We start from the raw sequence: 26,904 nt of genomic DNA, 5'->3' as shown, positions 1-26,904 counted from the left end.
TCCGTTTCAGGAAATGCGCCGATCATGACCACCAGCAAACCGGAAATCGTCATCACCTATTGCACCCAATGCCAGTGGCTTTTGCGTGCGGCCTGGCTGGCCCAGGAACTGCTCAGCACTTTTGGCGATGACCTGGGCAAGGTGTCGCTGGTGCCCGGCACGGGCGGGGTCTTTCACATTTTCTGTGATCAGGTGCAGCTCTGGGAGCGCAAGGCAGACGGCGGTTTCCCCGAGGCCAAGGTGCTCAAGCAGCGAGTCCGCGACCAGATCGATCCGGACCGCGACCTGGGCCACAACGATCGCACCACTCAGTGAGACACCGCCTCCGCAGCAACGGCTTTCTTGCCTGATCCGCTGGAAAGCCTGCTGGACACCATGATCGCGACGATGATCAATGCGCCGCCAAGCAGCATGCGCAGGGTCGGGTTTTCATTGAATAACAGCCAGGCCATGGTGATCCCGTAAACCGGCTCAAGGGCGAAGACCACCGCAGCGGTCCGCGCCTTGATCACCGCCAGGCTGGCGACAAACAGGCTATGGGCAACGCCGGTGCAGAACACCCCGAGCAGGCCGATCCACAGCCAGTCGATGGCTCGCACTTCGCTCAGGTGGGGGGCCGCTGCCGGTAGCAGGCACAATCCGACCACCACGTTCTGGCACAACGCCGCCTGCACCGGCGGGATGCGCGCGGAGCTGGCGCGGTTGGTCAGCGACAACAGGGAAAACAGCAGGCCCGAGGCGATCGACCAGAGCAGGCCGGTGGTGGCGCCACTGCCCAAGTCGAACTCAGGCGTGACCAGCACCAGCCCGACACTGACCAGTGCCACCAGCAGGATTTCATTGGCGCGGATGCGCTCGCGGAAAATCAGCCCTTCAAGGATCACGGTAAAGGCCGGGAAGCTGGCAAAGCCCAGGGTGGCGATGGCCACGCCAGCGATCTTCACCGAAACGAAGAAGCTCACCCAGTGCCCGGCCAGCAGCAAACCGCTGAGCAACAGTCGGCGCACATCCACGGCTTCGAGTTTCTGCCAGCGGGTCTGGCTGGCGAAGCGTGCAAAGAACGCCAGCGCCAGCACCGCGAACGCCGCCCGGCCGAAGACGATGATTGACGCAGAGGCGACGGCAAGTTTGCCGAACACGCCGGTCAAGCCGAACATCAATGCGCCGATATGCAGGGCGCCCAGGGCGGTACGGGGAGTCATGGCAATCCTTGAGGAAGTGAGCACGGTCATTTAACCGCGCCCGCTGGCGCTGTGTCTGTCGCCAGACTCGCGTTATTTGTCGCCAGCCTCGCGCCGCAGCTTACCCGGCGATGCGCCGAACTCGCGCAGCACTGCAGCGGCAAAGGCGCTTTGGGAGCTGTAGCCGACCCGACAGGCAATCTCGCCAATAGGCAGCGCCGAATGGCGCAGCAAGCTCATGGCCTTGTGCAAGCGTCGGCTGCGGATGTATTCCATCGGCGTCTGCCCGCATTCGGCCACGAACCGCGCATGCAAACGCGCGCTGGAAAGACCGGCTACGCGGGCCAAGTCGGCGACTTGCAGCGGGTAGGCGGCGTATTGGTCAATGTGCGCATTCAACGCGGCGTAGGGTAGGCGCCGGCCACCAACCGGGTCCGGCCTGGTGTTGTTGAGGCTGGCCAGTAATAGCACCGCGCCCTGTTGAGCGATCACCGGGTCATCGACCTGACTGTTGGCCAGCCATTCGACCAATTGGCTCTGTCCCGCATCCAGCGACAAGCGACCGGCGTTGTCGAGCAGGCGCCGACTGGCATCGGCATGATCGCCCAGGGATTGGCCAAGCCATTGATCGCCGGGCACGTCCAGGACCAGGCATCGACTGCCATTGGGGCTGCCGCAGGCATGGTGAAAACCGGAGGGAATCACCACGAAGCTTTGCTGGACCACCTGGCTGCCACGCCCGTCGACCTCGAAATCCAGCGCACCCGACAGCCCGAACACCAATTGCGCGTGCTCGTGGCTGTGGACGATCAGGTCATGGGTGTAATGGCGCAGGGTAAGGATCGGTCTCATCGCGGTTCTCGTTACAAGCTCTCGTTACAAGCTTTCGTTACAGGCTCTCATTGCAGGGTTGATGAGTCAGGGCCCAGTCTACACCGACACGGCTTGCGCGCGCTGTCACAGGACTGACTTGCCATTGTCATGGGTCATTAACCCGACCGGTTCAAGCTTGCCAAAACTTGTCCTGAGGGTCGCCCATGACCAGCGCCGAGCTCGCCAAACCCAGTCGTAAGCAACGTGTGCGCACCTTGTGGATTTCCGACGTGCACCTGGGCACGCGCGATTGTCAGGCCGAGCACCTGTCGCAGTTTCTCAAGGGCTATCACGCAGACAAGATCTACCTGGTCGGCGATATCATCGACGGCTGGAAACTGCGCGGCGGCATGTACTGGCCCCAGGCGCACACCAATGTGATCCGGCGCCTGTTGACCATGAGCAAGCGCGGCACCGAGGTCATCTACGTCACCGGCAACCACGACGAATTCCTGCGCCGTTATTCGAAACTGATCCTGGGCAATATCCAGTTGGTGGACGAAGCGGTGCACGTGACCGCCGATGGCCGGCACCTGCTGGTGATCCACGGCGATCAGTTTGACGTGATCACTCGCTATCACCGCTGGCTGGCGTTTCTTGGCGACTCAGCGTACGAATTCACCCTGACCCTCAACCGCTGGCTCAACCATTGGCGCGCCCGATATGGCTACGGTTACTGGTCGCTGTCGGCGTACCTCAAGCACAAGGTCAAGACCGCGGTCAGCTTCATCAGTGATTTTGAAGAGGCCATTGCCCATGAGTGCGTCAAGCGCGAGCTGCATGGGGTGGTGTGCGGGCATATTCACCATGCCGAGATCCGCAAGGTCGGCGAGGTGGATTACCTCAATTGTGGTGATTGGGTGGAGTCGTGCACCGCGTTGATCGAACATTGGGATGGCACGATCGAATTGTATCGGTTGGCCGATGCGCAGGCGCGGGAGGCGCAGGTGAAGGCGGCGAAGGTGGCGGAACTGGCCTAAGAGAGTTTTGGCGTCTGGACTGGCCTCTTCGCGAGCAGGCTCGCTCCCACAGGTGACCGAATTCCTTCAGTAACGTGCGATCAAACTGTGGGAGCGAGCCTGCTCGCGAAGAGGCCGGCACGGGCACTGCAGATCTGTCAGGCTGGTGAATACTCCTCCATCGCCGCCTTGTAGATCGAATTCTTCGGCTGGGCAAACAAGCGCTCCATCATAGGCTCGAAGAAACTCAGCGGCAGCGTGTCATACGCTGGATCAAACGCCGCCGCATCGTACTTGGCACAGAACTCGATGGTCGCCTGATACTGCGGATGGTCGCAAAATTGCTCGCGCAGGTGCCGATCCATGCCCAGGTGATGGAAGAAGTAGTAGCCCTGGAAAATCCCGTGTTTCTCCACCATCCACAGGTTTTCAGAGCTGACGAAAGGCTTGAGGATCGCGGCGGCGATGTCCGGGTGGTTATAGGAACCCAGGGTGTCGCCGATATCGTGGAGCAGGGCGCAGACCACGTATTCTTCGTCGCGTCCATCGCGCCAGGCACGGGTGGCGGTTTGCAGCGAGTGGGTCAGGCGGTCCACGGGGAAACCGCCGAAGTCACCTTCCAGCAACTTCAAGTGCGCGACGATCCGTATTGGCAACTGACGAGCATAGGCGCTGAAGTCCGCGGCGATGATCGCCCAGTCTTCCTGCGTACCATCCTTCATGTGAGTAAAACGGGCATTGGCATTCATCGGCAATCCTCTGGTGATCTAGAACGGCACACGTCCCAGAATCATGTCGCGATACATGACGAAATCGCCGAGCAGGCTGTAGAAAGGGTGCTGGAAGGTTGCAGGACGATTCTTCTCGAAGAAGAAATGTCCAACCCAGGCGAAGCTGTAACCTGCCAGCGGCAAAACCCACAACAGCATCCAGGCGCCACGACCGATGGTCAGCGCCAGAATGAAAATCACCAACGTCGTGCCGATGAAGTGCAATCGTCGGCAGGTGCTGTTGCTGTGTTCGCTGAGGTAATACGGGTAAAACTCAGCGAAACTGTTGAAACGCTTGATGTTTTCCACGACTGCGATCTCTGTGGTCATTGTTCTGGCCGCAAGTTGTTCGGCGGGTAGCTTATTTGAGTCTAGAGTGATCATTGGCGCCAGCCAGTGACAATAGGCGCCACTTTAGTATCCTTCGGAAAACTTGCCGCGACAGACGGCTCACCAAGACAGTAAACGCCATGAGCGAACGAACGACTTCTGCAAGCTGGGCGATGGGGATTGTCAAAGCACTGGAAATGGACGGCCTGGATTGCCGGGTTCTGTTCAAGCAGCTGGGGCTCGACTACGCGGCACTCGATGATCCGGATGCACGCTTCCCGCAAGATTCCATGACACGACTGTGGCAACGGGCGGTTGAACTGTCCGGTAACCCGGCGATTGGCCTGAACATGGGCAAGGTGGTGCGGCCTGCACAGTTTCATGTGACGGGCTATGCCTTGATGTCCAGCCAGACCCTGGCCGAAGGGTTCAAGCGGCTGGTGCGCTACCAGCGGATCATCGCCGAAAGCGCCGACCTGAGTTTTCGCCTGCTGGATGAGGGCTATGCGCTTATTCTGACGGTGCATGGCGACCATTTGCCGCCTACCCGGCAAAGCGCCGAAGCCTCGCTGGCTTGCGCCCTGGCGCTGTGTGGCTGGCTGACCGGGCGCACGCTGCATCCGCGCAAGGTCCTGGTGCAAGGCGCTGAACCGCTCAATCTCGAACCCTACAAACAAGCCTTCCACGCGCCACTGGTATTCAACGCACCCTACGATGCGCTGATTTTCGAACGGGCGGACATGGAGGCGCCGCTGCCGACGGCCAACGAAGCCATGGCGTTGTTGCATGACCGCTTCGCCGGCGAATACCTGGCGCGATTTTCCGAGAGTCGAGTCACGCACAAGGCGCGGCAGGTTTTGTGCCGATTGCTGCCCCAGGGCGAACCCAAGCGCGATGCGGTCGCGCAGACGTTGCACCTGTCGCAACGCACCCTGCAACGGCGTCTGCAGGAGGAGGGCACGAGTTTCCAGACGTTGCTCGACGACACCCGCCGTGAGCTGGCCGAACAGTATCTGGCGCAACCGACCATGACCCTGCTGGAAATTGCCTACCTGCTGGGGTTCGCTGATCCGAGCAATTTCTTCCGCGCGTTCCGCCGCTGGTTTGACACCACGCCCGGCGAGTACCGGGCGCGATTGACGGGAACGCCGCTGCCGGTCAGTGACGCCAGAACGCCGGAATACACAGCACAAACACCGTAATGATCTCCAGTCGGCCCAGGAGCATGCCGAACGAGAGAATCCATTTGGCGGCGTCCGGCAGCGAGGCGAAGTTGCCGGCCGGACCGATGGTCTCGCCCAGCCCAGGGCCGACGCCGGACACGGTGCTGGCGGCACCGGTCAGGGCGGTCATCCAGTCCACCCCGAGCAGTGACAGCAGTAGCGCGATCACGCAGATGGTGATCGCGAAGAAGAACGAAAAGGTCAGGATCGAACGTACGATCTCTTCATCGAGGCGGTGACCGTTGTACTTCTGCTTGATCACCGCCCGCGGGTGAATCAGTTGGTTAAGGTTGGCCTTGAGCAGGATATAGGCGACCTGGAAGCGGAAAATCTTGATCCCGCCAGCGGTTGAGCCGGAGCAGCCGCCAACAAAACCCAGATAGAAGAACAGCATCAGCGAGAAATTTCCCCACAGGCTGTAGTCCCCCAGCGCGAAGCCGGTGGTGGTGACCACCGACGTCACGTTCAGCGCCACATGCCGCAGCGCTTCGAGCCAATGCAGCTGGGTAGTCCACCAGTACCAGGTGCCGAGCACCAGCCAGGTCACCAGCAGCATCCCGAGCAAGCCCTGGACCTGTTGATCCTTGATCAGCGCCCGGCGGTTACCGCGCAGGGTCGCCACATACAGGGTGAACGGCAGGCTGCCGAGAATCATGATGACGATGGCTACCCAATGCACCGCCGGCTGCGTCCACTTGGCCAGGGATTGGTCCGAGGTGGAAAAACCGCCCGTGGAAATCGCCGACATCGCATGGTTGATCGCGTCGAACGGACTCATTCCGGCCCACCAGAACGCCAGGCTGCCGAAAATGGTGATGCCGACATAGGCTGCGACGATCAGGCGCGCCACCATGTGTGAACGGGGCATGACTTTCTCGGAGCGGTCCGAGGATTCGGTCTGGAACAGCCGCATGCCACCGATGCGCAGCAGCGGCAGGATCGCCACCGCCATGCCGATAAACCCGATGCCGCCGATCCAGTGCAGCAGCGAGCGCCACATCAGGATCCCGGGGGACATGTCGTCCAGGTGGTTGAGCACCGTCGCACCGGTGGCGGTGATCCCGGACATGCTTTCGAAGAACGAATCGGTGTAGCTGATGTGCTGGGTCAGCAGGAAGGGCAGCGCGGCGAAGATACACACCACCAGCCAACTGCTGACAGTTAGCAGGTACATGTCCCGTGGTCGCAGATGAACATGCTCGGGGCGCCCGGGAATGACCAGGGCGAGGCCGGCGACAAAGGTGATCATGCTGGCCCAGAGGAACGACGGCAGGTCGCCGGTGCGATCGAAGATCACCAGCGTACCCATGGGTACGACCATGGCGATGGCCAGGGTTATCAGGAAGATGCCGATGATGAAACCAATGAGACGTAAGGTCGGCAACGCCATGAAATCCGCTCGGCTGAAGTAAGGAAGGCGCCATTCTACCTGCGGGGCGGGGCATGTAAACCGCACTGCCTCAGTAGTTACAGCTAGAATAGCCGCACAATTTTTTCTGGAGGTGGCCGATGCAGGCTCTCGACGTTTTGCTCAACCGTGTTTCCGTCCCGCGCCTGATCGAACCGGCCCCCACCCAGGCGCAACGTGAAGTGCTGTTTGCCGCGGCCATGCGTGCCCCGGACCACGGTCATTTGCAGCCTTGGCGTTTCCTGACTGTCGAAGGTGCGGCGCGCGAGCAAATGGGCGAGTTGCTGGCCGAGGCGGCAAAGTTGCAGGACGCTGAAGTGACCGAAGCGGCCATCGACAAGGCGCGTAACGGACCACTGCGGGCACCCTTGGTGGTGGTCGTGATCGCGCGGGTGCAGGATCACGTCAAGTATCCGAAGTCCGAGCAACGGCTGGCGGCGGGTTGTGCAGCCCACGGGATCTTGCTGGCGGCCTATGCGCAAGGCATTGGTGCGGTCTGGCGTACCGGTGACCTGGCCTATTCGCCGCATGTGGCCAAGGGCTTGGGCCTGGCCGAAGGCGAAGAGGTGATTGCCTTCCTGTACCTTGGCACGCCGCAAAAAGAGCCGCGGGTAGCGGAGAAGGTTGACCTGGCCAAGTTCGTCAGCGCCTGGCCAGCCGCATAAAGATCATTCCCACGCGGAGCGTGGGAATGATTACTTAGGCGACAGCCCCCGGCACCAGTGGCAATTCCAGGCTGGCTATAAACCCGCCCTCAGGGTGATTGGCCAGCACCAGGCTTCCGCCATGCCGTTCCGCCGCACGGCGCGCAATCGCCAGGCCCAGGCCATGTCCGGGCGCCGACTGTCCGGGCGCACGATAGAACGGCTCACCCAGCTGTCTCAAATGTTCCTCGTCCGCCCCCGGCCCATGGTCACGCACGGTCACTACAATCCGTTCTCCTTTCCGCAGCGCCTGCATTTCAATCGGCAGGCCGCCCGCCGGGTTGAAGCGCTGGGCGTTGCGCAACAGATTGTCCACGGCTCGCTCGATCATCGTCGGCCAACCCTTGAGGGTCAGTTGCGACTCGGCTTCAAGGTGCACGAACTGATCGGGTGAACCCAGTTGTGCATCCTTTTGCAACGTATTGAGCAGGGCGTTGAGATCCACCTCTTCGGCACTGGCGTTATCGGCGTCAACCCGTGCCAGCACGAGGATTTCGCTGATCAACGCTTCGAGGCGGTCGCATTCGCGGGTCAGGCGCGGCCAGAGTTTCTCTCGTTCCTGCGGCGTGGCTCGCTCGGCCAGAGCCAGCGCAATGCGCAGGCGAGCGAGGGGCGAACGCAGTTCGTGTGACACATCGCGCAGCAGTTGGCGTTGACTGCCGATCAGGCTTTGCAGGCGCGCGCCCATGCGATTGAAGTCGTTGGCCAGCACGCCGAATTCATCGCGGCGGTTGGCCAGTTTGACCAGGCTGTTCTGTTGATAGGTGGTTTGTCCCAGGTCATGCACCGCACCGCGCAAGCGGCTGAGAGGGCGGGTGATGGATAAGGTGACCAACAGGCTGAACAGGGTCAGCACCACTAATGCGATCCCCAGTGCACTCAACGGCCAGAGCAGGCTTTCGCGGTGCCAGGCGTCGAGTTCTGGATGTGGAATCCGGTAGATGAACAGATAGGTGTCACCGCTTTTGTCGCTGGTGTATTCATCCGTCAGGCGACGCCATGGCAAGCGACGGTCATCGTTGTTCTGTCGCGCTTCAAACGCAGCGGCACGTCGCGGGAAGGTGCCGCGTACTACCGGGTCGCCGCTTTCGTTGAGGACCTGGACATCGATGTGATACTGGCGCTTGCGCTTCTGCAGAAGATCCTGCGCCGCGTCTTCGCCCTGGGATTCGTAAGTCTGCGTCCATTGCTCAGCCAGTGTATTGAGACCTGGGTGGCGACTGAGTATCCACGCATCCTGGTTGAGCATGTGCCCGAGCAGAATGGAGAGCCCTGCAACGAGGGCGATGGCCAGCCAGAAGCTGGCCAGGATCCGCCAGAACAATGAGCGCACGGAAAGTCCTCAAGCAAACACAAAATCACCTGTAGGAGCGAGCATGCTCGCGAAAAACTCAAGGACAACACGGGCTACCTGATGCCCCGCATTATCGTTGAAGTCCATCGCGAGCAGGCTCGCTCCCACAGTTCAGCCGTTGGGCCTAGGGGTTAGCGCATTATTGCGCTTTTTGTGCCTGTTGCGCTTTCCAGGCCTTGAATTCGGCCCACTCAGCGCGACGTTCAGCCTGCTTTTTCTGGATCTCGTCGAATTTCTTCTGTTGATCCGGTTTCAGCAACGCACGCACGTCGGCTTCGGCTTTCTTGTGGTTGGCGGCCATTTCATCTTTCATGGCTTTCTGGTCGGCTGGCGAGAGTTTTTCCAGGTACTTGTCGACCACTTGCTTACGCTCATGCATCTGCTCGCCCATGATCTTGCGGATCTGCTCGCGCTGCTCGCGGCTCAGGTCCAGTTGGCTGTACGGGCCTTTGCCGTGCATGCCATGCATCTGCCCGCCGTGGTGCGAACCGTCCATCTCGCCACCCATCGGGCCTGCGCCTTCGGGCATGGCCATGGCAACGGTCGGGAGGGCGGCGGCGAACATCAGAGCGATAAGAGTCTTGCGCATGGTGAATCTCCTTGTCTCATTCCCGGTACGTTCCGGATGAGTACAGATTACGCAGATCAAGGTCAGCAGCGGTCAGCGATACGTAAAGCTTGGGTAAAGACCGATTTCCGACGACCTGACAAAGACAAACCCTGTAGGAGCTGCCGCAGGCTGCGATCTTTTGATTTTGCTTTTTAAGATCAAAAGATCGCAGCCTGCGGCAGCTCCTACAGGGATCGCGTTCTATTCAGAGGCTGTAGTAGTAACCACGGCTACGCAAAGCCACGATGCGCGGGCGGCCATCAGGATGAGGGCCGATCTTCTTGCGCAGATTACTGACGTGCATGTCGAGGCTGCGGTCGTACAGGGTCAGCTTGCGGCCGAGGGCGATTTGCGCCAGTTCCTGCTTATCCAGCGGCTCGCCGGGCTGCTTGAGCAGGGCTTCGAGCAGGCGGCTCTCGGAAACGGTAAGGGTGAATTCCTGTTCATCGATGCTGACCACGCCACGCACCGGGCTGAAACACAGGTCGCCCAGCTCCATCTGGCTGGACACTGCCGCCGGATGGCTGCGACGCAACACGGCGCGCAGGCGGGCTGTCAGTTCCCGCGGGTCGCAGGGTTTGGCCAGGTAGTCGTCGGCGCCGAGTTCCAGGCCGAGGATGCGGTCCAGGGGTTCGCCGCGGGCTGAAAGCATCAGCACCGGCAAGTCGGGGTGATCGCTGCGCAGCTGCTTGAGCAGTTCCAGGCCGCTGCCGTCCGGCAACATCACGTCCAGTACCACGGCCGCCGGGGACGTTTCGGCCAACGCGCGGCGCGCGCTCTGGCCGTCATGACAGGCGCGCACCTGAAACCCTTCCTGGCTCAGCCAGCTGCCCAGGAGCTCGCACAGTTCCTGGTCATCATCAATTAATAACAACTCGCTCATGGATCACTCAATTTAGCCATTGTCGACGTTTTCGCCTCGCACCACTGGCGAAGATACCGCAGAGCAGGGCGAATAGCGCCACCCCGGCGCCAATGACGAACCACTGTTGCTGATCGGTCAACAAGCGCGGGATCGAACTGCCGGCCTGTACTTCCCGAAGTTGCAGCTTGAGTCGCTGATTCTCCTGGCGCAATCGGGCCAGCTGGACGCTTTCGCGCTCGCCATCGGCATTGTTCAATTGTTTGCTCAGTTCTTCTCGTTGCCGCTCGCTTTCCTTCAAGCGTTGCTGCAGTTCGTTGATCTGGCTACCAGCGCTCAAGGACAGCGGCGTGGAGTTCGCGCCCTCGGCGGCTTCTTCACCGTGGGCGGGCGCCACGATCGACAACGTGACCAACATCAGACACAACGGACCCTTGCGCATCGCGACTCCTGATTCCAATACGGATATTGGGGAGTTTGTCGGCAGGCAAACGAGATTAATGAGCGATTGAGAACGCGATGAACCGAGAAGGTTCACCGCGCAGGGGGCGGTTACGGCAGGACTTGCTTGAAAGGTTTGACCAGAACGTTGGCGTAGACGCCTGCGGCGATGTACGGATCGGCGTCGGCCCAGGCCTGTGCGGCGCTCAGGGAGTCGAATTCGGCGACGATCAGGCTGCCGGTGAAACCCGCTGCCCCCGGATCATTGCTGTCGACCGCCGGATGCGGGCCGGCCAATACGATGCGACCTTCGCCCTTGAGCGCTTGCAGGCGCTCGAGGTGTGCAGGCCGTGCGGCCAGGCGGGCTTCCAGGGAGTTGGCGACGTCTGTGGCAATGATTGCGTAAAGCATGTCAGTCCTCGGTTTTCGGCGTTGTGGTATCGGCGTCGTGCAGGTGGCGGGACAGGTAGATGCCCTGGCCGACCAGGAACAGCAAAGTCATGCCCAGGCTGCCGAAGACCTTGAAGTCGACCCAGTAGCTCTGGAAGGTGAACGCGACGAACAGGTTGGCGGCGCCGCAAAACAGGAAGAACGCGATCCAGGCGATATTCAGGCGCATCCAGACCGGCTCAGGCAGGGTCAGCGCATGGCCCATGATGCGTTTGATCAGCAGTTGGTCACCGATGAAGTGGCTGCCGATGAAAGCCAGGGCGAACAGCCAGTTGACCACCGGGGCTTTCCATTTCAGGAAGGTCTCGCTGTGGAAGGCCAGGGTCAGGCTGCCGAAGACCAGGCAGGCGATGAGGGTCAGCCACTGGCTCTTCTCCAGCTTGCGCTGCTTGATGAACAGCGTGCCGTAGACCACCAGGGAGCTGATGATCAGCATCGCGGTGGCACTGTAGATACCGCCTACAGTGACCTCGTGGCCGGCAATGTCGACGACCCGTGGATCGATTTTGAAGACGATGAAAAACAGCAGGAGCGGGATGAAATCGATGAATTGTTTCACAGTGGCAGCCAGAAGCAGGATGTGGCGGCATAATAACAAACATATGGGCGCGCGATAGCGCCAGCTGATTTGAGGTTACAAAGCCCTGTGAATGTTGATTTGCACTGCCATAGCACGGCCTCCGATGGCGCCCTGGCGCCTGCGGTTCTGGTTGCGCGTGCATTCGAGAAAGGCGTGCGAGTCCTGGCCTTGACCGATCACGACACCCTTGAAGGCCTCGACGAGGCCCGTCACGCTGCGAATGCGCTGGGGATGCAACTGGTCAACGGCGTCGAGTTGTCCTGCACCTGGGGCGGCGCGACCATTCACGTTCTGGGCTACGGCTTCGACGTCGATGCCGCGCCGTTGGTCGAGGCGATTGCCAGGTTGCGCGATGGGCGCTGGCTACGCTCCGAGGAAATCAGCCGCAAACTGGCGCTCAAGGGCATGCCGGGTGCGCTGGACGGCGCAAGGGAAGTCCAGCAGGCCTTGGGAGATAGCGGTAACGCACCGGCCCGCCCGCACTTCGCCGACTGGATGGTGCGCGAAGGTTTCGTCAAGGATCGCGCCGAAGCGTTCCGCAAATGGCTGGGCGCCGGCAAGCTGGGAGACGTCAAGCAGCATTGGCCGACCCTGGACGAAACCGTCGAGACCCTGTGCGCGGCCAAGGCCTGGGTCAGCCTGGCCCATCCCTGGCATTACGAATTCACTCGCAGCAAGCGTCGCCGCCTGATTGCCGACTATATTCAAGCAGGGGGCCACGCAATCGAGGTGGTCAATGGCTATCAGCCTGCCGAACAAGTGGGCAGCCTCGCGATCCTGGCCCGCGAGTTCGGTCTGCTGGTCAGCGCCGGCAGTGATTTTCATGGCCCTGGAGGCTGGTCCGAGATCGGTGAATACCGCCCGCTCCCGGAGGATCTGCCACCACTGTGGTGTCGATTCAAACATGACCCAATTATTGCCGCCGTCTGAACAGGTAGAGAATGTGAGTCAATTTTTCCAGATTCATCCGGAAAACCCGCAAGCGCGCCTGATCAAGCAGGCTGTCGAGATCATCCGCAAGGGCGGGGTGGTGATTTATCCCACGGACTCCTCCTACGCAATCGGTTGCCAGATCGGCGACAAGGTCGCCGTGGAACGCGTTCGCCGCCTGCGTCAGCTCGATGAAAAGCACAACTTTGCGCTGATCTGCAGCGATCTGTCGCAACTGGGTCTGTTCGCCAAGATCGATACGGGCACTTTCCGCATTCTCAAGGCCCATCTTCCGGGACCCTACACCTTCATCCTCAATGCCACCCGCGAAGTCCCGCGACTGCTGTTGCATCCGAAGAAGCGCACCATCGGCCTGCGGGTGCCGAGCCATCCGATTGCCCTGGCGCTGCTGGAAGAGCTGGGCGAACCGCTGATGAGCGTGACGTTGATCATGCCGGGCGATGATGACCCGATGACCGATCCCTACGAAATGCGCCAGTTGCTCGAGCATCAGGTGGACCTGATCATCGATGGCGGTTTCGGCGGGATCAAGGCGTCCACCGTGATTAACCTCGCCGATGGCGAACCGGAAGTGATCCGTGTCGGATGCGGTGACCCTGCGCCGTTCATGGTCGAGGCCTAGATGTCCGCAGTGGAACCCGTCGACAGCCAGGCCGGCGCCCAGCAAGAGCTGCCTTTCGCCATGGTCTATGGCCAGGCGGTCATGGAAATGCCGCTGGACCTGTACATTCCGCCGGATGCGCTGGAAGTCTTTCTCGAAGCCTTCGAAGGCCCGCTCGACCTGCTGCTGTACCTGATCCGCAAACAGAACATCAATATCCTCGATATTCCGGTGGCGGAAATCACCCGGCAGTACATGGGATATGTCGAGTTGATGCAGTCGGTGCGCCTGGAACTGGCGGCCGAATACCTGGTGATGGCCGCGATGCTGGCCGAGATCAAGTCGCGGATGCTGCTGCCACGGGCTGAAACCGTCGAAGACGAGGAAGAAGACCCGCGCGCCGAACTGATCCGCCGCTTGCAGGAGTACGAGCGTTTCAAAGCCGCCGCCGAAGGTATCGACGGCCTCAGCCGGGTCGGTCGCGACGTGGTCGTGCCCAAGCTCGATGCCCCGGAGGCGCGGGCGCGCAAACTGTTGCCGGATGTGCGTTTGTCAGAGTTGCTGTTGTCCATGGCCGAGGTGCTGCGCCGGGGCGACATGTTCGAAAGCCATCAGGTCAGCCGCGAGGCGCTGTCCACCCGCGAACGCATGAGCGATGTGCTGGAACGGCTGAAGGGCGGCGGTTTTGTGCCGTTTGTCGAGCTTTTCACCGCCGAGGAAGGGCGCCTGGGGGTTGTCGTGACCTTCATGGCGATCCTCGAACTGGTCAAGGAATCCTTGGTCGAGCTGGTGCAGAATGAGCCGTTCGCCGCGATCCACGTCCGAGCACGAGCCGAATAACGAGTCCAATCATGAACCTGAGTGAACCCCGCGAGCTGGCGCCACTGCTCGAAGCCTTTCTGTTGGCCTCCGGAAAACCGCAATCGTTGGAGCGCCTGTTCGAGCTCTTCGAAGAGGCCGAGCGCCCGGAACCGGCGGTATTCAAGAAAGCGCTGACTATTCTGGGCAAGTCGTGCGATGGCCGCGCGTACGAGTTGAAGGAAGTTGCGTCCGGCTATCGCCTGCAAATCCGTGAGAAGTTTTCGCCGTGGGTCGGGCGTTTATGGGAAGAGCGGCCGCAGCGTTACTCGCGGGCCATGCTCGAAACCATTGCCTTGATTGCCTATCGCCAGCCGATCACCCGGGGCGAGATCGAGGATGTGCGGGGCGTGGCGGTCAACAGCCAGATCGTCAAGACCCTGATGGAACGTGAGTGGATCCGCATCGTCGGTTACCGCGACGTACCGGGCAAGCCGGCGATGTTCGCCACCACCAAGGCGTTCCTCGATCACTTCAACCTGAAAAACCTCGATGACCTGCCGCCGCTGGCCGAGGTGCGCGAATTGGAGCCTGATCCGGTGCTCGATTTCGACGACGCGCCAGTACCCGCCGGGCTGCAGGAGCTGGCCGATGCCAGCGTCGAAACGGAAGAACCCAAGGAAGAGACCAGTTTTCATACGCTGTTGCTGGAACTGGACAGCATGGAGGAGGGGATCAAGACCGACTTCGATGATTTGTTGCGTGATGGTGATGCGCCGCAGATTGATCCAGAGGCGATCGACATCGAGCCGGAGCCGGTGGATCTGCGGGCTGAAGCTGAGCCCGAGCAGGAAGACGACATCCTCGGCGTCGCCGAGGCCCGCGAAAAACTGCTGGCCGCCGTCGCCGCCCTGGAACAGCCGAAACCCGAGCTTAGCGATGAGGAAGCCGAAGCATTGGCCCTGGCCGAAGCCATCGAAGCCGAACGCCGCGAGCTTGAAGATTGAAAAGATCGCAGCCTGCGGCAGCTCCTACAGGAATCGCATTCCAAATGTAGGAGCTGCCGCAGGCTGCGATCTTTTGATCTTGATGTTAATAGCGTGTCACCGGTCGGCGGAAAAATCAGTAAGTCACGTTCCATCAGCTACTCTCTGATGCGCAAACGCCCGCATGCGCGTATGATTCGCGACCCTTCGGCGATCCCTTCGCCCTAGTACCCAGTTTTCAGAACACACCGGGAGGTGCCCAGATGAGTATCAAAGACCAGAAAGACGACCAGGAAATCGGCCCAGCAGGCGAAAAACTGCAGAAAGTCCTCGCCCGTATCGGCGTCGGCTCGCGCCGTGACGTGGAAGCCTGGATCAGCCACGGCCGGATCAAGGTCAACGGCAAAGACGCCACCCTTGGCCAGCGCGTCGACATGCACGACGCCATCACCATCGATGGCAAGGTGATCAAGCGTGAAGAGGCCGCCGAGGCGGTCCGCCGCGTGATCATGTACAACAAGCCCGATGGCGAAATCTGCACCCGCGTCGACCCGGAAGGCCGTCCGACCGTGTTTGACAAGATGCCGCGTCCGAAAGAAGGTCGCTGGATCAACATCGGTCGCCTGGACATCAACACCACCGGCCTGCTGATGTTCACCACCGACGGTGAGCTGGCCAACCGCCTGATGCACCCTTCCTACGAAATGGACCGTGAATACGCGGTACGTGTGCGTGGCGAAGTCGACGACGAGATGATCGAGCGTCTGAAAGCTGGCGTGGTCCTCGAAGACGGCCCGGCCAAGTTCACCGACATCAAGCAAGCGCCGGGCGGCGAAGGTTTCAACCACTGGTACCACTGCGTGGTGATGGAAGGTCGCAACCGCGAAGTTCGTCGCCTGTGGGAGTCCCAGGGCCTGGTGGTCAGCCGTCTGAAGCGCGTGCGTTTTGGTCCGGTGTTCCTCAATTCGGACCTGCCGATGGGCCGCTGGCGTGAAATGAGCCAGTACGAAGTCGACATCCTGAGTGCCGAAGTTGGCCTGGCGCCGGTGGCGATGCCGCAGATGAACGCCAAGAGCAAAGACAAGCTTGACCGGATGCAGCGTAAATCGTCGCGTCCAATGGCCAAGACCGAGCGCGTACGTACCCTGCGTCCAGCCACTGGTGCCGCCGCACCGGCCTCGCCGCGTGCCAACCGCGAACCGCAGATCGAAGGCGAGCGTCCAGCACGCAAGCCAGCCGCCCGTCAGGACGGCGAACGCGGTCCACGCACACCACGTCCGGCCAATGGCCGTACCGAGCGTGGCGAAGGTCGTGGTACGCCGGTAGCCGATCGTCCAGCCGACACCAAGCGCCCGGCCAAGCCGGCATCGAAGCGTCCAGGCATCAGCCTGGTCGAGGGTGACAAGCCGTCGGGCAAGCGCCGCGGCGCGCCGGCGGGTTCCGGCCAGCGTCCGGGGTTTGGTCGTCGTAAGCCGGAGTAATCGGTAAGCGCTTCATGAAAAACGCCAACCTTCGGGTTGGCGTTTTTTTGCGCCTGGCTTTAGCCCGGTGGTGTTTTTGAGGGCGCCTTCGCGAGCAGGCTCGCTCCCACAAGGGATCACATTTCCATGAAACAACGCAGTCTCCTGTGGGAGCGAGCCTGCTCGCGAAAGCGCCAGTTGCAGCACCGAGGTGTCCGAAGTGGAAAGCCAAAATTACATGCTGTAAAGATTTCATGACGAAATCCACAGGTAAAACCCATGAAATCGCCTTTCTCTTGATCCCGTAAGAAAATGCTTACGCTTCATTCTCTCAGATCCTTCTTCCACCGCTCTATCCCGCTTGTTTCCCGATCCCATGCAAGGTGTCATGCGCGCCATGCCTGTCGTGCAGGTGCATAACAAAAAGGAGGCGCAATGACCGCCGCAATCCGTTTCCAGCTCTCATCGGGGGCCGGTTTTTACGCCGTCCCCGCCCGTGACCTGCAAAGGTCTGACGTCCTTTTTGCCGCCGCCCGATCGCTTCGGGGTGGACACATGCAATCCCGGCTACCGACACGCTGATCCAGCGGGGTCTGGCAGCAGGGGGTTACAGGTGTACAATGCGCCGCGTTTTACCTGTGACCTCCTGCGCATCTGCGCAAACCTCAAGGCTATCCGCCTTGTTCACTCCGCCGCGCCACAAGCGTGTCGGGTTCGATTTCGTCACAGATAAAAACAAACAGGTGACGCATGACCGTTGTAAATACGCTGAACTCCTGGTGCCTGCGCTGGGGTTTGATCGACGCTGCTTAACGTCCTTCTGAGTAGCAACGTCAACTGAATATCATCAAACCTTGCGTGAGACCCTTTTCATGAGTGGACAAAACTCGCATTCAGGCGAGCTGAAACGCGGCCTGAAAAATCGCCACATTCAACTGATTGCCCTCGGTGGCGCGATCGGTACCGGTCTGTTCCTCGGCTCGGCCGGGGTACTGAAATCCGCCGGGCCGTCGATGATCCTCGGCTACGCCATCTGCGGCTTCATCGCCTTCATGATCATGCGCCAGCTGGGCGAAATGATCGTCGAAGATCCGGTGGCCGGCTCCTTCAGCCATTTCGCGCACAAGTACTGGGGCGGCTTTGCCGGCTTCCTGTCGGGCTGGAACTGCTGGATCCTGTACATCCTGGTCGGCATGTCGGAGCTGACGGCGGTCGGCAAATACATCCACTACTGGGCGCCGGACATCCCGACCTGGGCCTCCGCAGCCGCTTTCTTTGTGCTGATCAACGCCATCAACCTGGCTAACGTCAAAGTCTTTGGCGAGGCCGAGTTCTGGTTCGCGATCATCAAGGTCGTGGCGATCGTCGGCATGATTGCCTTGGGTAGCTACCTGTTGGTGAGCGGTAATGGCGGCCCGCAAGCGGCGGTCAGCAACCTGTGGTCCCACGGCGGCTTCTTCCCAAATGGCGTCACCGGCCTGGTGATGGCCATGGCGTTCATCATGTTTTCCTTCGGCGGCCTGGAAATGCTCGGTTTCACCGCAGCCGAAGCCGACAAGCCGAAAACCGTGATCCCCAAAGCGATCAACCAGGTGATCTACCGCATCCTGATTTTCTACATCGGTGCGTTGGTGATCCTGCTGTCGTTGACCCCGTGGGACAGCCTGCTGACCACCCTGAACGCCTCCGGTGATTCCTACAGCGGCAGCCCGTTCGTGCAAGTGTTCTCGATGCTGGGCAGCAACACCGCTGCGCACATCCTCAACTTCGTGGTCCTGACCGCGGCCTTGTCGGTGTACAACAGCGGCACCTACTGCAACAGCCGCATGCTGCTGGGCATGGCCGAGCAGGGCGATGCGCCGAAAGCACTGGCGAAGATCGACAAGCGCGGCGTGCCGGTGCGTTCGATCCTGGCCTCGGCCGCCGTGACCCTGATCGCGGTACTGCTGAACTACCTGATCCCGCACAGCGCGCTTGAGTTGCTGATGTCGCTGGTAGTGGCCACGTTGGTGATCAACTGGGCGATGATCAGCTACTCGCACTTCAAGTTCCGCCAGCACATGAACAAGACCAAACAGACGCCGCTGTTCAAGGCCTTTTGGTATCCGTACGGTAACTACATCTGCCTGGCGTTCGTGTTGTTCATTCTTGGCGTGATGTTGTTGATTCCGGGGATCCAGACGTCGGTGTACGCGATTCCGGTGTGGCTGGTGTTCATGTGGGTCTGCTACGGCATCAAGAACAAGCGCCACGCACAGCGCGCCTTGCAAGCAGCCGTGGAGTAACGCTGCACAGAAACAACAAACCCGGCCATGTGCCGGGTTTTTTTTTTTCAGGATTCACACAAAAACCTGTGGGAGCGAGCCTGCTCGCGAAGGGGCCCTGTCAGTCGACATCACTGTTGCCTGGCACGCCCCCTTCGCGAGCAGGCTCGCTCCCACAAGGTCCGTATTCCTCCCACCTATTCGCGGTATCCTGCACCCTCTGATTACGGACGCTTTTCCATGCTGGTGATTTCCAACAACGTGCATCTGCCGGATGCCGAGATCGAGTTGACGGCCATTCGTGCCCAGGGGGCCGGTGGGCAGAACGTCAACAAGGTTTCCAGCGCCGTGCACCTGCGCTTCGACATTCCGGCCTCGTCCTTGCCCGAGTTCTACAAGGAGCGGCTGCTGGCGCTGCGCGACAGCCGCATCACCAGCGAAGGCGTGCTGATCATCAAGGCCCAGCAATACCGGACCCAGGAGCAGAACCGCGCCGACGCGCTGGAGCGTTTGGTCGAGTTGATCCAGAGCGCCACCAAGGTCGAGAAGAAACGCCGGCCGACCAAGCCGACCCTCGGCTCGAAAACTCGTCGGCTTGAATCCAAGAGCAAGCGCGGCAACATCAAGGCCGGGCGCGGCAAGGTGGATTTCTAGCCAGCGTCTCGCGCTTGTCGATGCCTTGGGGCTTGCCGATACAGGTAGATGCAGAGCATCAGACTGCTTAGCGCGGCAATGGCGGCGAACAGGAAAATCGAGGCAAAACCGAATCCCGCCGCAATCGCACCGGCCAGCGGCCCGGTGATCCCCAGCGACAAGTCGATGAACAGCGAATAGGCGCCGACCGCCGCACCACGACTGGAGGCCGGCACCAGGTTGACCGCTTCGACACCCAGTGCCGGGAACACCAGCGAGAAACCAAAACCGCTCAATGCCGCGCCCGCCAACGCCCAATGCGCGTCCGGTGCCAGCCATAACAGCAACAGGCCGAGGGTTTCCACCGACAGACAGGCAATCGCCACGCGAAAACCGCCAAGGCGATTGATCAGGTTGCCAAACAGCAGGCGTGCACCGATGAAGCTCGCACCGAACAGGCTCAGGCACAACACGGCGTTGTCCCAGTGCTGGGTGGCGTAATACAGGGTGATGAAGGTGGCGATGGTGCCAAAGCCAATCGAGCCCAGGGCGAGGCCGCAACCGTGGGGCAAGACCCGACCGAGCACGTGCATGAACGGCAAGCGTTCACCGACAACGATGGGCGCGGCGGTTTTCGGCCACGCCAGCAGCAGGCCAAGTACTGCCAGCAGCACAATGCTCACGCCCATGCTCCACAAGCCCATCTGCTTGACCAGCAACACGCCCAAGGGCGCGCCCACCGCCAATGCGCCGTAACTGGCGATGCCGTTCCATGAGATGACCTTGGCGGTGTTCGCCGCGCCGACCCGGCCGATGCCCCAGCCAATCGAGCCGGAACCCACCAGGCTTTCGGCGCTGCCGAGCACCAGGCGGCCGATCAGCAAACTGATCAGGCTGAGCATCGGCAGGCTTTGGGTCCAGGCCGATAGCAGCATGAACACGCCGCTCAAGCCACAGCCCGCCAGGCCATACATGACCGCCAGTTTGCTGCCCTTGTTGTCGATGATTTTCCCGGCGTAGGGGCGGCTGAGCAGGGTGGCCAGGTACTGCACGCTGATCACCAGCCCGGCGATTACGGCGCCAAAGCCCAGGTCGCTATGGACATAGCCTGGCAGTACCGCCAAGGGAATGCCGATGTTGAGGTAGCCGATGAAGGTAAACAGGACGATGGAAACGACTTGCAGCGTGACCGCCAGGGGGCGCTGTTGTTCAGGCATGGGTAAAGGTCCACGGGAAAGCAGGTTTAGATAGGCTGCTTATGATAGCGGCGCGAGCGGCCGTGGGTCGTGGAAAAAGTAAAACTATTTTGTCGGGCGGGAGCGATCAGGGCTTGGCAGGTGCTACCAATTGCGTGGTAACCAGGGCGGCCAGGGCATTTTCTTCGCTGCCAAAGCGGGCGAGCAGCGCGGCTTGTTTTTCGGGAGAGAGGCGATTCCAGATCTCGATCATTTTCTCGGCGGTGCCGATCAGGACGCTGGCTTGGGCTTCGGAAAATTCGTCGGTCATGGCGCGGGCTCACTGTTCAGGCGGTGTGGAAAGCGCATGTTAGCGCTTTCCACACAGTCTGTACGGCGGGTGTTTCAGTCTTCGCTGTCGGCCTGGCGGCAGTCAGTGGCTTCTTTCGGCTCGGGCTGTTGGGCACCGGCTTGTTGCGTGGTCGTCTGCTCAGGTACGTGCAGGCTTGGGAAGGGGAGATTAGGAATCTCGTGCATGGTCGCGCTCCTCGCTAAGTCTGTTGATAGATCTGGTCGATCCGCGCTTTCAAAAAAGCCTTGGCAGGATACAGGAGTAAAAATGACAAATAGACTTTTATATCTATTTGTTTCGACGAATGGGATTGTCTAGACAGGTAGTGAAGAACGTGGCAGTCGATCGTTCCCACGCTCTGCGTGGGAATGCCTCCACGGACGCTCTGCGTTCGGCTTTGGATGGGACGCGGAGCGTCCCGGGCTGCATTCCCACGCGGAGCGTGGGAACGATCAGTGAAGGAGCGTCCCGGGCTGCATTCCCACGCGGAGCGTGGGAACGATCAGTGAAGGAGCGTCCCGGGCTGCATTCCCACGCGGAGTGTGGGAATGATCAGTGAAGGAGAGTTATTTGCAGACTTTCGCGATGGCTTCGGCCAACAGGTCAAGGCGCGACGCATCGATCCCCGCCACGTTCGCCCTGCCCGAGCTGACCATGTACACGCTGTGGTTATCCCGCAGGTCTTTCACTTGTTCAGGTGACAACCCGGTGTAGGAAAACATCCCGCGCTGCACGCCAATGTGCGCGAAGCGCTCACGCAAACCGTAGGCCTCCAGCGCTTCGAGCAAACCGCTGCGCAGTTGTGCAATGCGCAAGCGCATGGTTTCCACTTCGTCGGCCCAAAGGTTTTTCAGCTCCGGGTCGCCGAGGATGGTCGCCACCACGGCAGCGCCGTGATCGGGCGGCGTCGACCACAGGTTGCGGGCGATGTTGGCCAGTTGGCTGCGGATGTCGGTCAGCTTGTCCGCAGATTTCGCGCAAACAATCAGTGCGCCGGTGCGGTCGCGGTACAGCCCGAAGTTCTTTGAGCAGGAGCTGGTGATCAGGACTTCCGGCAATTCGGCGGCAAACAGTCGAGTCGACCACGCGTCCTGTTCCAGGCCGTCGCCAAAGCCCTGGTAGGCGAAGTCGATCAGCGGCAGCAACTCGCGCCGACGCACCACCTCCAGCACCCGACGCCAGTCATCATGGGACAGATCGAAGCCGGTCGGGTTGTGGCAGCAGGCGTGCAGCAGTACCACGTCGCCCTTAGGGGCTTCATTGAGCACGGCAAGCATGGCATCGACGTCGAGACGGTTGTCGCTGCCCACGTACGGGTAATGACTGACCTTGACCTTGGCCGCGGCGAAAATGGTTTCGTGGATCGGCCAGGTCGGATTGCTCAGCCAGACCCCACGGCCTGGCAGGCACTGGGCGATGAAGTCGGCACTCAAGCGCAACGCCCCGGTGCCGCCCGGGGTCTGGGTGGCGCCGGCGCGCTGTTCGGCGATCAACTTCGAGTCGGCGCCGAGCACCAACTCGTTGATGACTTTGCCAAAAGCCGCGTCGCCATGACCGCCGATGTAGGTCTTGGTGGTCTGGCGATCCACCAGTCGCGCCTCAGCGAGTTTCACGGCCTGGGGAATCGAGGTCAGGCCCTGGGCGTCTTTATAGACACCCACGCCAAGGTCGAATTTGCGCGGGTTTGGGTCCTGCGCATAGGCCTCCATCAGGCCGAGGATCGGGTCGCCGGGCACCCGGCCGATGGCGTCGAAATGCATTATTTGCGGCCCTCGGCGTCCTTGGCCACTTCGTCTGTGCGCGCCGCCATGATGAAGTCGTTGCGGTGCAGGCCCTTGATCGAGTGGCTCCACCAGGTCACGGTGACTTTGCCCCACTCGGTCAGCAGGCCAGGGTGATGGCCTTCGGCCTCGGAGATTTCACCGACGGCGTTGGTGAACGCCAGGGCGTGCTTGAAGTTCTTGAACAGGAAAACCTTTTCCAGCTGCATGATGCCGTCGCGAACTTCGATGTTCCAGTCGGGGATCTGCTTGATCAGGATCGGCAGTTCTTCGTCGCTGACTTGTGGGGCGTCGGCGCGGCAGGCTTCGCAGTGGGCTTGGGTTAATGCGGTCATGATGGGTTCCTGAAATCGTATTATTGGAATTCGGCCGTCAATGTCACCACGCTAAAGCAAAGCGTCGGTTCCGGACAGGCTCACTTGATGCTAAAAGCTGCGGATCACGCGGCTTTTGGTTTTGGCGGAAATTTTGGCGCGTGCAGACCCATCTGCATCGCTTGCTTGACCATGCCCATGATGTCTTCGTGGGCCAGGTCGAACAGGCGCTTGAGGTTCGGCAGCACAAAATACAGCGGTTGCAGAATGTCGATCCGGTAAGGCGTGCGCATGCACTCCAGCGGATCGAATGCCTGGCGCTCAGGCTCATCCGACAGGCAATACACGGTTTCCTTGGGCGAAGAAAGGATGCCGCCACCGTAGATGCGCTGGCCTTGCGGGGTGTCGAGCAGACCGAATTCGATCGTCATCCAGTACAGGCGCGCCAGGTACACGCGCTCTTCCTTGGAAGCCTGCAGCCCAAGTTTGCCGTAGGTGTGGGTGAATTCAGCGAACCAGGGGTTGGTCAGCAAAGGGCAGTGGCCGAAAATCTCGTGGAAAATGTCCGGCTCTTGCAGGTAATCCAGCTCTTCGCGGGTTCGAATGAAGGTAGCCACTGGAAACTGCTTGCTGGCGAGCAACTCAAAAAAGGTCTGGAAGGGAATCAGCGCCGGAACGCGGGCGACTTGCCAGCCGGTGGTTTCACCGAGGACCTTGTTGATCTCGCCCAGTTGCGGAATGCGGTCGTGGGGCAGGCCGAGTTTTTCGATACCGTCCAGGTATTCCTGGCACGCACGCCCTTCGATCACTTTCAGTTGGCGAGTGATCAGCGTGTTCCACACCGCGTGTTCTTCAGCGGTGTAGTCGATAAAACCTTGCGCATCGGGCTCACGAGCCACGTATTGCGTCTGCTTCATGCTGCTCTCCTGCTAGGGGATTCGTTCTTGTTATGTACTGCTTTGGACCTAGGAATACCCCAACAATTGCATCGATGCAGCCGGTGGAACGCGTCCTGTGCGGGAAATTCACGGTCAATTCGTAAAGTTTTCGTTACGTATTGGGCGTCATCGCGTAGATGTTGAGATTGGCGGGTAGGAAAAGCTCTTCACCTGTCACATAATCTTGACGACAAAGTGAGCGTTCCTGCAGAAAAAATCCTGCGAGGGGCCTCTTCACCACTGTCCAGGCCTCTATATGCGTATCAAAGTCCACTGCCAGAACCGCATCGGCATCCTGCGCGACATTCTCAACCTGTTGGTCGAGTACGGCATCAACGTCGCTCGGGGCGAAGTGGGGGGCGAGCATGGCAATGCCATTTACCTGCACTGTCCGAACCTGATCAATATCCAGTTCCAGGCGCTGCGTCCGAAATTCGAAGCGATTGCCGGGGTGTTCGGTGTCAAGCGCGTAGGGCTGATGCCCAGTGAGCGTCGGCACATGGAGCTCAATGCGTTGCTCGGCGCGCTGGAGTTTCCGGTGTTGTCGATCGACATGGGCGGTTCGATCGTCGCGGCCAACCGCGCGGCGGCGCAGTTGCTGGGCGTGCGGGTGGATGAAGTGCCGGGGATTCCCTTGTCGCGTTACGCCGAGGATTTCGACTTGCCGGAGCTGGTGCGCGCCAACAAATCGCGGATCAACGGGCTGCGGGTCAAGGTCAAGGGCGATGTGTTCCTGGCCGACATCGCGCCCCTGCAATCGGAACATGACGACAGCGAAGCCATGGCCGGGGCGGTGCTGACCCTGCACCGTGCCGACCGGGTGGGCGAGCGCATCTATAACGTGCGCAAGCAGGAGTTGCGCGGCTTCGACAGCATCTTTCAAAGCTCGAAGGTGATGGCGGCGGTGGTGCGCGAAGCCCGGCGCATGGCACCGCTTGATGCACCGCTATTGATAGAAGGCGAAACCGGTACCGGTAAAGAGCTGTTGGCACGCGCCTGCCACCTGGCCAGCCCGCGTGGGCAATCGCCGCTGATGGCGCTCAATTGTGCCGGCCTGCCGGAGTCCATGGCCGAGACCGAGTTGTTCGGCTATGGCCCTGGTGCCTTCGAGGGCGCCCGGGCCGAGGGTAAGCTCGGCCTGTTGGAATTGACGGCCGGCGGTACGTTGTTTCTCGATGGTGTCGGGGAAATGAGCCCGCGGTTGCAGGTGAAACTGCTGCGTTTCCTACAGGATGGCTGCTTCCGTCGCGTCGGCAGCGATGAGGAGGTTTACCTCGATGTGCGGGTGATTTGCGCGACCCAGGTCGACCTGTCCGAACTCTGTGCCCGCGGCGAGTTTCGCCAGGACCTGTATCACCGTTTGAACGTGCTGTCGTTGCACATCCCCCCGCTGCGAGAATGCCTCGACGGCCTGACGCCGCTGGTGGAGCACTTTCTCGATCAGGCCAGCCGGCAGATCGGTTGCCCGCTGCCGAAACTCGCACCCGCGGCCATGGACCGGCTGAGCCATTACCATTGGCCGGGTAACGTACGGCAACTGGAAAACGTGCTGTTCCAGGCGGTCTCCCTGTGCGATGGCGGGACGGTCAAGGCCGAGCATATTCGTCTGCCGGATTATGGCGTGCGTCAGCCACTTGGCGACTTTTCGCTGGAGGGTGGGCTGGACGAGATTGTCGGGCGCTTTGAGAAAGCGGTGCTGGAGCGTTTGTATTCCGAGCATCCGAGCAGTCGGCAACTGGGTAAAAGGCTGGGGGTTTCGCATACCACCATTGCCAACAAGTTGCGTGATTATGAGGTGGGCAAGACAGAGTCTTAGCTGATTTTTGCGGTGATAGCGCACGCCTCTTCGCGAGCAGGCTCGCTCCCACAGGGGATCTTCAGTGCGCCGCAGATCCAATGTGGGAGCGAGCCTGCTCGCGAAGGCGGCGGTGGCCATCGCCCAAGGCCAAGCCTTGCCACCGACCGGCACGACACCGCCGGTTTTTCGTCTCTGACACAATCCCCGATTTCCCTCTAATTACCCTCAAGTCCTTTATTTGCCGGGCTTCGCGGCGCCCAAAACAACTTGGTCTGCAAATTGCTTATGCCACCTCAGTACAGCATCGGGCGGCAAACGTCCGGCAGGCAGAGGAAAGCGTGTGGACAAGTACCTTTATGTGGCAATGACCGGCGCCAGCCAGAATGCGCTGGCGCAAAAGGCTCATGCCAACAACCTGGCGAACATCTCTACCAGCGGCTTCCAGAAAGACCTGGAGCAGGCCCGCTCGATGCCGGTGTTCGGCGACAGCTTTCCGGCGCGTGCGTTTGCCTTGTCCGAGCGCCCGGCTACCGACTTTACCCCTGGCTCCCTGGTACAGACCGGGCGCGACCTGGATGTCGCCGTGCAGGGCAGTGGCTGGCTGGCGGTGCAGAACCCCGATGGCGGCGAAAGCTACGTGCGTACCGGCAGCCTGGTGGTGGACGCCTTGGGCGTACTGCGCGCTGGCAATGGCATGCCGGTGATCGGCAATGGCGGACCGATTGCCGTGCCGCCCGAACAGCAGATCGAAGTCGGCGAGGACGGCACCATCAGCATCCGGGCGATGGGCGAAGGCCCGCGCGTCATGGCCGAAGTCGATCGCATCAAGCTGGTCAACCCGGACATCAAGAACATGACCAAGGGCCTGGACGGTTCGATCCACACCAAGGACGGTGCACCTGCGCAAGCCGATGCTGGCGTCAAGCTGGTGTCCGGTTTCCTTGAGTCGAGCAACGTCAATGCCGTGGACGAGATGACCCAGGTGCTGGCCCTGTCGAAGCAGTTCGAGCTGCACATCAAGATGATGAACACCGCCAAAGAAGACGACCAGGCCATGGCTCGGGTCTTGCAGATCAGCTAATTACCAGAACGTCGCGCCGTAAAACAG

At 60.7% G+C, this 26,904-nt stretch carries 30 protein-coding genes; 13 read left to right on the top strand and 17 right to left on the bottom strand.

Features of this window, described 5'->3' with window-relative positions; genetic code table 11:
* The first annotated feature begins 24 nt into the window (after positions 1-24).
* A complete protein-coding gene (locus tag AC1Q8Q_RS16750; RefSeq protein ID WP_020795384.1) occupies positions 25-315 on the top strand; it encodes an Rdx family protein in 291 nt (96 codons plus the stop codon).
* On the opposite strand, the gene AC1Q8Q_RS16745 is transcribed toward AC1Q8Q_RS16750, so the two are convergent.
* Both AC1Q8Q_RS16745 and AC1Q8Q_RS16740 read right to left on the bottom strand, forming a co-directional pair.
* The gene (locus AC1Q8Q_RS16745) at positions 309-1,202 is read right to left on the bottom strand and encodes a DMT family transporter (RefSeq protein WP_020795383.1); all 894 of its coding nucleotides are present in this window, start codon (positions 1,200-1,202) and stop codon (positions 309-311) included. The two genes, AC1Q8Q_RS16750 and AC1Q8Q_RS16745, sit on opposite strands and share 7 nt — an antisense overlap.
* A 72-nt stretch (positions 1,203-1,274) precedes the next feature.
* Complete coding sequence (locus tag AC1Q8Q_RS16740; RefSeq protein WP_020795382.1) at positions 1,275-2,033, bottom strand: helix-turn-helix transcriptional regulator; 759 nt, start codon at positions 2,031-2,033, stop codon at positions 1,275-1,277.
* A gap of 185 nt (positions 2,034-2,218) precedes the next feature.
* Here AC1Q8Q_RS16740 and AC1Q8Q_RS16735 point away from each other — a divergent pair, with 185 nt between their 5' ends.
* The gene (locus AC1Q8Q_RS16735; protein ID WP_020795381.1) at positions 2,219-3,034 is read left to right on the top strand and encodes a UDP-2,3-diacylglucosamine diphosphatase; all 816 of its coding nucleotides are present in this window, start codon (positions 2,219-2,221) and stop codon (positions 3,032-3,034) included.
* Between the two features lie 137 nt (positions 3,035-3,171).
* On the opposite strand, the gene AC1Q8Q_RS16730 is transcribed toward AC1Q8Q_RS16735, so the two are convergent.
* Both AC1Q8Q_RS16730 and AC1Q8Q_RS16725 read right to left on the bottom strand, forming a co-directional pair.
* Positions 3,172-3,762 carry an HD domain-containing protein gene (locus AC1Q8Q_RS16730; protein ID WP_492615270.1) on the bottom strand — a complete coding sequence of 197 codons (591 nt, stop codon included), beginning with the start codon at positions 3,760-3,762 and terminating at the stop codon, positions 3,172-3,174.
* 18 nt (positions 3,763-3,780) lie between these two features.
* Entirely contained in the window at positions 3,781-4,092 is a 312-nt protein-coding gene (locus tag AC1Q8Q_RS16725; protein WP_033043007.1) for an Mpo1-like protein, read from the bottom strand.
* A gap of 161 nt (positions 4,093-4,253) precedes the next feature.
* Here AC1Q8Q_RS16725 and AC1Q8Q_RS16720 point away from each other — a divergent pair, with 161 nt between their 5' ends.
* Positions 4,254-5,315 (top strand): AraC family transcriptional regulator, encoded by a 1,062-nt coding sequence (locus AC1Q8Q_RS16720; protein WP_020795378.1) that lies wholly within the window; start codon positions 4,254-4,256, stop codon positions 5,313-5,315.
* On the opposite strand, the gene AC1Q8Q_RS16715 is transcribed toward AC1Q8Q_RS16720, so the two are convergent.
* A complete protein-coding gene (locus AC1Q8Q_RS16715) occupies positions 5,272-6,726 on the bottom strand; it encodes a TrkH family potassium uptake protein (protein ID WP_020795377.1) in 1,455 nt (484 codons plus the stop codon). The two genes, AC1Q8Q_RS16720 and AC1Q8Q_RS16715, sit on opposite strands and share 44 nt — an antisense overlap.
* A gap of 119 nt (positions 6,727-6,845) precedes the next feature.
* Between AC1Q8Q_RS16715 and AC1Q8Q_RS16710 the strand changes: the two genes are divergently transcribed.
* Complete coding sequence (locus AC1Q8Q_RS16710) at positions 6,846-7,409, top strand: NAD(P)H nitroreductase (protein ID WP_020795376.1); 564 nt, start codon at positions 6,846-6,848, stop codon at positions 7,407-7,409.
* 34 nt (positions 7,410-7,443) lie between these two features.
* Here the strand turns inward: AC1Q8Q_RS16710 and AC1Q8Q_RS16705 are convergent, their stop codons facing one another.
* The 6 genes from AC1Q8Q_RS16705 to AC1Q8Q_RS16680 all read right to left on the bottom strand — a co-directional run bounded on the left by AC1Q8Q_RS16705 (position 7,444) and on the right by AC1Q8Q_RS16680 (position 11,724).
* Positions 7,444-8,781 carry a sensor histidine kinase gene (locus tag AC1Q8Q_RS16705; protein WP_492615269.1) on the bottom strand — a complete coding sequence of 446 codons (1,338 nt, stop codon included), beginning with the start codon at positions 8,779-8,781 and terminating at the stop codon, positions 7,444-7,446.
* Between the two features lie 160 nt (positions 8,782-8,941).
* Entirely contained in the window at positions 8,942-9,391 is a 450-nt protein-coding gene (locus tag AC1Q8Q_RS16700; RefSeq protein WP_492615268.1) for an LTXXQ domain protein, read from the bottom strand.
* A 226-nt stretch (positions 9,392-9,617) separates the two neighbouring features.
* Positions 9,618-10,295: a response regulator transcription factor gene (locus tag AC1Q8Q_RS16695; RefSeq protein ID WP_008055526.1), complete on the bottom strand. Its 678-nt coding sequence runs from the start codon at positions 10,293-10,295 to the stop codon at positions 9,618-9,620.
* 7 nt (positions 10,296-10,302) lie between these two features.
* Positions 10,303-10,716, bottom strand: coding sequence for an SH3 domain-containing protein (locus tag AC1Q8Q_RS16690; protein ID WP_020795373.1), 414 nt, complete (start codon positions 10,714-10,716; stop codon positions 10,303-10,305).
* A gap of 110 nt (positions 10,717-10,826) precedes the next feature.
* Positions 10,827-11,126 carry a YciI family protein gene (locus tag AC1Q8Q_RS16685; RefSeq protein WP_008021382.1) on the bottom strand — a complete coding sequence of 100 codons (300 nt, stop codon included), beginning with the start codon at positions 11,124-11,126 and terminating at the stop codon, positions 10,827-10,829.
* A gap of 1 nt (position 11,127) precedes the next feature.
* The gene (locus tag AC1Q8Q_RS16680; RefSeq protein ID WP_020795372.1) at positions 11,128-11,724 is read right to left on the bottom strand and encodes a septation protein A; all 597 of its coding nucleotides are present in this window, start codon (positions 11,722-11,724) and stop codon (positions 11,128-11,130) included.
* A gap of 87 nt (positions 11,725-11,811) precedes the next feature.
* Between AC1Q8Q_RS16680 and AC1Q8Q_RS16675 the strand changes: the two genes are divergently transcribed.
* The 7 genes from AC1Q8Q_RS16675 to arfB all read left to right on the top strand — a co-directional run bounded on the left by AC1Q8Q_RS16675 (position 11,812) and on the right by arfB (position 19,459).
* Complete coding sequence (locus AC1Q8Q_RS16675) at positions 11,812-12,675, top strand: PHP domain-containing protein (RefSeq protein WP_492615267.1); 864 nt, start codon at positions 11,812-11,814, stop codon at positions 12,673-12,675.
* 13 nt (positions 12,676-12,688) lie between these two features.
* Positions 12,689-13,318 carry an L-threonylcarbamoyladenylate synthase gene (locus AC1Q8Q_RS16670; protein WP_033041944.1) on the top strand — a complete coding sequence of 210 codons (630 nt, stop codon included), beginning with the start codon at positions 12,689-12,691 and terminating at the stop codon, positions 13,316-13,318.
* Entirely contained in the window at positions 13,319-14,137 is an 819-nt protein-coding gene (locus tag AC1Q8Q_RS16665) for a segregation and condensation protein A (protein WP_007984128.1), read from the top strand.
* An 11-nt stretch (positions 14,138-14,148) separates the two neighbouring features.
* Entirely contained in the window at positions 14,149-15,102 is a 954-nt protein-coding gene (scpB, locus tag AC1Q8Q_RS16660) for an SMC-Scp complex subunit ScpB (RefSeq protein ID WP_168757436.1), read from the top strand.
* Between the two features lie 242 nt (positions 15,103-15,344).
* Positions 15,345-16,562, top strand: coding sequence for a 23S rRNA pseudouridine(2605) synthase RluB (gene rluB / locus AC1Q8Q_RS16655; RefSeq protein ID WP_151140957.1), 1,218 nt, complete (start codon positions 15,345-15,347; stop codon positions 16,560-16,562).
* A gap of 851 nt (positions 16,563-17,413) precedes the next feature.
* Positions 17,414-18,826: an amino acid permease gene (locus AC1Q8Q_RS16650; RefSeq protein ID WP_020796927.1), complete on the top strand. Its 1,413-nt coding sequence runs from the start codon at positions 17,414-17,416 to the stop codon at positions 18,824-18,826.
* A 219-nt stretch (positions 18,827-19,045) separates the two neighbouring features.
* Positions 19,046-19,459 carry an alternative ribosome rescue aminoacyl-tRNA hydrolase ArfB gene (gene arfB, locus AC1Q8Q_RS16645; protein WP_008055510.1) on the top strand — a complete coding sequence of 138 codons (414 nt, stop codon included), beginning with the start codon at positions 19,046-19,048 and terminating at the stop codon, positions 19,457-19,459.
* On the opposite strand, the gene AC1Q8Q_RS16640 is transcribed toward arfB, so the two are convergent.
* From AC1Q8Q_RS16640 to phhA, 6 genes are all read right to left on the bottom strand, one after another.
* Complete coding sequence (locus tag AC1Q8Q_RS16640) at positions 19,456-20,655, bottom strand: MFS transporter (protein WP_020796928.1); 1,200 nt, start codon at positions 20,653-20,655, stop codon at positions 19,456-19,458. The two genes, arfB and AC1Q8Q_RS16640, sit on opposite strands and share 4 nt — an antisense overlap.
* 106 nt (positions 20,656-20,761) lie before the next feature.
* Positions 20,762-20,944 carry a hypothetical protein gene (locus tag AC1Q8Q_RS16635; RefSeq protein ID WP_020796929.1) on the bottom strand — a complete coding sequence of 61 codons (183 nt, stop codon included), beginning with the start codon at positions 20,942-20,944 and terminating at the stop codon, positions 20,762-20,764.
* 74 nt (positions 20,945-21,018) lie between these two features.
* Entirely contained in the window at positions 21,019-21,150 is a 132-nt protein-coding gene (locus AC1Q8Q_RS16630; protein WP_020796930.1) for a hypothetical protein, read from the bottom strand.
* Positions 21,151-21,531: 381 nt separating this feature from the next.
* Entirely contained in the window at positions 21,532-22,725 is a 1,194-nt protein-coding gene (locus tag AC1Q8Q_RS16625) for an amino acid aminotransferase (protein WP_492615266.1), read from the bottom strand.
* Positions 22,725-23,081, bottom strand: a complete 357-nt coding sequence (locus AC1Q8Q_RS16620; protein WP_008055502.1) for a 4a-hydroxytetrahydrobiopterin dehydratase — start codon at positions 23,079-23,081, stop codon at positions 22,725-22,727. Before AC1Q8Q_RS16620 ends, AC1Q8Q_RS16625 begins: the two co-directional genes overlap by 1 nt.
* Positions 23,082-23,185: 104 nt before the next feature.
* Entirely contained in the window at positions 23,186-23,977 is a 792-nt protein-coding gene (gene phhA, locus AC1Q8Q_RS16615; RefSeq protein WP_020796932.1) for a phenylalanine 4-monooxygenase, read from the bottom strand.
* 277 nt (positions 23,978-24,254) lie between these two features.
* On the opposite strand from phhA, the gene AC1Q8Q_RS16610 reads away from it, so the two are divergent.
* Positions 24,255-25,814: a sigma-54-dependent phenylalanine hydroxylase transcriptional regulator PhhR gene (locus AC1Q8Q_RS16610; protein ID WP_020796934.1), complete on the top strand. Its 1,560-nt coding sequence runs from the start codon at positions 24,255-24,257 to the stop codon at positions 25,812-25,814.
* Positions 25,815-26,136: 322 nt separating this feature from the next.
* A complete protein-coding gene (locus tag AC1Q8Q_RS16605) occupies positions 26,137-26,877 on the top strand; it encodes a flagellar basal body rod protein FlgF (RefSeq protein ID WP_020796936.1) in 741 nt (246 codons plus the stop codon).
* The last annotated feature ends 27 nt before the right edge of the window (positions 26,878-26,904 follow it).

The sequence above is a fragment of the Pseudomonas sp. GW823-FHT06B06 genome (assembly GCF_058795195.1).
The sequence above is the reverse complement of the archived record's forward strand: the minus strand, read 5'-3'. Positions and strand labels throughout refer to the sequence as shown.